This is a genomic window from Streptomyces anandii JCM 4720 (genome assembly GCF_014650655.1).
Lineage (GTDB): Bacteria > Actinomycetota > Actinomycetes > Streptomycetales > Streptomycetaceae > Streptomyces > Streptomyces anandii.
This window is the reverse complement of the sequence record NZ_BMVJ01000032.1, coordinates 51,535-55,575: the sequence shown is the minus strand read 5'-3', so window position 1 is coordinate 55,575 and position 4,041 is coordinate 51,535. Positions and strand designations below refer to the sequence as shown.

Here is a 4,041-nt window from a genome sequence, read left to right as displayed (position 1 = left end):
CAAGGGCGAGGTCATCAAGACGGTGCCCGAGTCGAAGATCGTGGAGACCCTCATCGAGGAGGCCATGAAGCTCGCCGAGCACATGCAGACCGAGGGAATCCCCTCTGGCGAACCCGAAATCACCGTCGCAGGCTGAACGGAACGGACGGGGACGGCCCGGCGGGGCCGGGAGCGGCGGAACCGGCGTCCCCCACCCGGCCGACCGCCGGCCCCGGCGCGGGCCCCCGGTGGGGCCGGGGCGAGCGGGCGGCGCCCGCCGGGACGGGCGGAGACCGGTGTCCCCACGCCGTCGACCACCCGCCCGGCGCGGACCGTGCGGCGGAGCCGGGGCGAGCGGGCAGGCGGGCGTGCCGACGGTCGCATCCGGCACCGGCCGCGACCGGTCTCGGCTCGGCTGTTCGGAAGGGGGGACGGGCGGGACCGCGTTCCCCGCCCCCCGGCCGGCCACCGTTCTCGTCACGGACCGGTCCGAGCGGGCACGGGCGGGGGCCGGCGGCCGCATCCGGCCGGTCACCGGCCGCTCGCGTAGCGGCCGACCGCCCTTGTCGCTGCCGGCCGCTCGTCTCGCCCCGCAACGCTTCACCGCCGGGGACCGTCCCGCGGGGCCTCGGGCCGGTCCGGCCGGGCTGAGGCACGGCCCCGCGAGGCCTCGCCCCACAGGGCTTTGAGCCGGCGCGCCGGGCTGAGCGCGGCCGGCGGGAGTCGACGGACCCGGTCGGCCGGTTCCTGGGTGTTCACCGTTCTTCGTTGTTTTCCGGGGTCTTGCCCAGCAGGGTCTCGCGGACTTCGCGGGTCGGGTCGTCGACCGGGGGGTTCTCCTGGAGGGAGCCGGGGGCGGAGCGGTCCGGGGCTGCCGGGCTGTACGGGGACTGCGGGGGCGGCGGGGGGCAGGAGTCGCCGGGGGCGCCCGCGCCGGCGGCCGGCAGGCGCAGGGCGAGCAGCGCGACGTCGTCGCCGCTCGGCGCGATGCGTTGCAGCAGTTCGTCGCAGAAGGCGTCCACGGTCGCGCCGGCCATCCGCCGCGCCAGCACCGAGGCGTGGTCGCGCAGCTTGGCCATGCCCAGGTCGATCGGGCGGCCCCGGCTCTCCACCAGGCCGTCGGTGTAGAGCAGCAGGGTGCACTCGGGGGGCAACTCCTCGCGGGCGTCGGGCCAGTTGAGCCCCAGGTGAAGGGTGGCGCTCATGCCGATCAGCGGCCCGTGCCCGCCCTCCAGGAACCGCGTCTGGCCCTCGCGGGTGACCAGCAGCGGCGGCGGATGCCCGGCGTTGACCCAGTGCAGCCGCCACGGACCGCCCTCCGGGCCCTCGATACGGGCGAAGACGAGGGTGGCCATCGGCGCGTCACTGGTGTTGGTCACCGCCTCGTCCAGCCGGCGCATGATCAGGCTGGGCGGCTCCCGGTGGTCCCAGGCCAGCGCGCGCAGCATGTTGCGCACTTCGGCCATGTGCGCGGCGGCCTGCAGGTCGTGGCCGACCACGTCCCCGATCACCAGGGCCATCACCCCGTCGGAGAGCAGGAAGGCGTCGTACCAGTCGCCGCCGATCTCCATGGCGCTCTGCGCGGGCAGATAGCGCGCGGCCATCCGCAGGTGGTCGACCTGCGGGAGCGGGGCGAGCAACTGGCGCTGCATGGTCTCGGCGACATTGCGCTGCTCGGCGTAGAGCCGGGCGTTGTCCATCACCAGGGCCACCCGCCGGCCGATGTCGGACAGCAGGCGGACCTCGGCGTCCGAGGGCGCGGGGGAGTCGCCGGTGCGGGCCAGGGTGAGCATGCCGTACTGCTGCCCGCGGGCGCGCAGCGGGACCACGACGGCAGAGTGGCCGCCGAGCCGGTCGAACAGCACCCGGTGGGTGGGGGCGAACGGCGCGTCATCCTCCCGCAGCCCGGCCGCGCCCAGCAGCACGGGCTCGCCCGAGTCGGCGGCCCGCGCCAGCGCCGAACGGCCCTTGTCCGTCAGCGGCGGCAGCGGCCCCTCCAGCCGCCTGGCCCGCCGCCGGCGCGCGTGACTGCGTACGGCGATCCGCTGCAGGGCCCCCGAGCGCCGCCCGTAGAGGTCCACCGCCGCCCAGTCGCCCAGCTCCGGGACCAGCAGCCCGAGCAGCCTGCGCAGCCGGCCGGAGGTGTCCCAGGTGGACATCAGCACCGTGGAGACGTTCGCCAGCAGGTTCAGCCGGTCGGTCAGCGCCTCCAGGGCCGCGGTGTGCGCCGCCGCCCGCGCCTCGGCGTCCCGGTGCAGGCTGAAGTCGCTGAAGACGACCACCAGTCCGGCCGGCCTGCCGTCGAGCACCAGGGGAGTGGTCGACCAGATGATGGGCACGAGCGTGCCGTCGGCCCGCAGGAAGTACTCCTCGCTGCCCTCCCCGGGATCCCGGCTGTCGTGCAGGGGCGCCCGCATCGTGCACTGCTCGCGCGGCACCGGGCCGCCGTCGGGCCCGCGGTGCAGCAGGTCGTGCGCGTCGCGGCCCAGCATCCCGGCCTCGGTGCGGCCCAGCAGACGCAGGGCCCAGGGATTGACGTAGGTGATCAGCCCGGCGGTGTCGAGGGCGAGGACTCCGGCGCCGAGGTCGCGCAGCACGGCGTACGGGAGGTCCGACTCCACCGCGATCACCGCTCTCCCGAAGCCCTCGACAGCTGGGTACCGCACCATTCTGTCCGGATTGTCCCGCACGCTCTCCCTCAGGGCACCGCGTTGCCCCCGCCGGACGTCCCATGCCCCCTCGCGCACCCCCGCTTCCGGTGCCCTCCAGGGGGTTCCCCCGGGGGGCGGCGCCGCTCAGATTCGGCGGGTACAGTGCGGAGATCAGCCAAACCCCCAGCGTGAGGCCCCGCACACGTGTTGACCCAGACCACCTCACGGGTGCTCGAACCGAGTGACCTGGACGCCGCGCTCGCGGTCCTCGACCGCGAGCCCGTCGCGAACGCCTTCGTGACGTCCCGCGTACAGGTCGCCGGGCTCGACCCGTGGCGGCTCGGCGGCGAGATGTGGGGCTGGTACGAGGCCGGCATGCTGACCTCGCTGTGCTACGCGGGCGCCAACCTCGTGCCGATCTGCGCCGGCCCGCGCGCCGTGCGCGCCTTCGCCGACCGGGCCCGCCGGGCCGGCCGCCGCTGCTCCTCGATCGTCGGCCCCGCCGACTCCACGGCCCAGCTGTGGCGGCTGCTGGAACCCAGCTGGGGCCCCGCCCGCGAGGTCCGCGCCCACCAGCCGCTCATGGTCACCGACCGCCTGTCCGCCGACATCGCCCCCGACCCCTACGTCCGCCGCATCCGCAAGGACGAGATGGAGACGATCCTGCCGGCCTGCGTGGCGATGTTCACCGAGGAGGTCGGCGTCTCCCCGCTGGCCGGCGACGGCGGCCTGCTCTACCAGGCCAGGGTCGCCGAACTCGTCGGCGCCGGCCGCTCCTTCGCCCGCCTCGACGAGCACGGCAAGGTGATGTTCAAGGCCGAGATCGGCGCGGCCACCGACCGGGCCTGCCAGATCCAGGGCGTGTGGGTGGCCCCCGAGTACCGCGGCCGGGGCCTGGCCGCACCCGGCATGGCGGCGGTGCTGCGTTACGCGCTCGCCGACGTGGCCCCCGTGGTGAGTCTCTACGTCAACGACTTCAACACCCCGGCCCGCCGGACCTACCGGAGGGTGGGCTTCCAGGAGGTCGGCGCGTTCATGAGCGTGCTGTTCTGAGGCCGGTGCGAGCCGGGTAGTCTCCCCGGCATGCCCCACATCCCCGGTCACGCACCCCGCCGTACCGACGACGTCGTGATCGGCCCCCTCGACCTGCCCGCCCGTGTCGACGAGGCGCTCGCCGTGCAGGCCCTGGCCTTCGGCCTCGGCGCCGACGAGGTCGCCGTACGCCGGCAGATCGTGCTGCGCCACATGACGTACCCGGGCGCCCGCGCGCTCGGCGCCACCACCTCGGAGGACCGCCTCGTCGGCTTCGTCTACGGCATGCCCAACGACCGCACCCACTGGTGGTCCACCGTCGTCGAGCCCTACCTGCGCGCCCGCGGCCACGACGACTGGCTCGACGGGTCCTTCGTGA

Annotated in this window: 2 protein-coding genes and 2 pseudogenes; 3 read left to right on the top strand and 1 reads right to left on the bottom strand. The window is 75.2% G+C overall.

Annotation, left to right across the window (positions count from 1 at the left end):
* Positions 1–136, top strand: a pseudogene (locus tag IE249_RS33130) (flavodoxin-dependent (E)-4-hydroxy-3-methylbut-2-enyl-diphosphate synthase); the annotation flags it as partial.
* 598 nt (positions 137–734) lie between these two features.
* Here IE249_RS33130 and IE249_RS33125 read toward each other — a convergent pair.
* Positions 735–2,648: a SpoIIE family protein phosphatase gene (locus IE249_RS33125; protein ID WP_189710840.1), complete on the bottom strand. Its 1,914-nt coding sequence runs from the start codon at positions 2,646–2,648 to the stop codon at positions 735–737.
* Between the two features lie 186 nt (positions 2,649–2,834).
* On the opposite strand from IE249_RS33125, the gene IE249_RS33120 reads away from it, so the two are divergent.
* Complete coding sequence (locus tag IE249_RS33120) at positions 2,835–3,683, top strand: GNAT family N-acetyltransferase (RefSeq protein WP_189710838.1); 849 nt, start codon at positions 2,835–2,837, stop codon at positions 3,681–3,683.
* A gap of 30 nt (positions 3,684–3,713) precedes the next feature.
* A pseudogene (locus IE249_RS39285) lies at positions 3,714–4,041 on the top strand (GNAT family N-acetyltransferase); the annotation flags it as partial.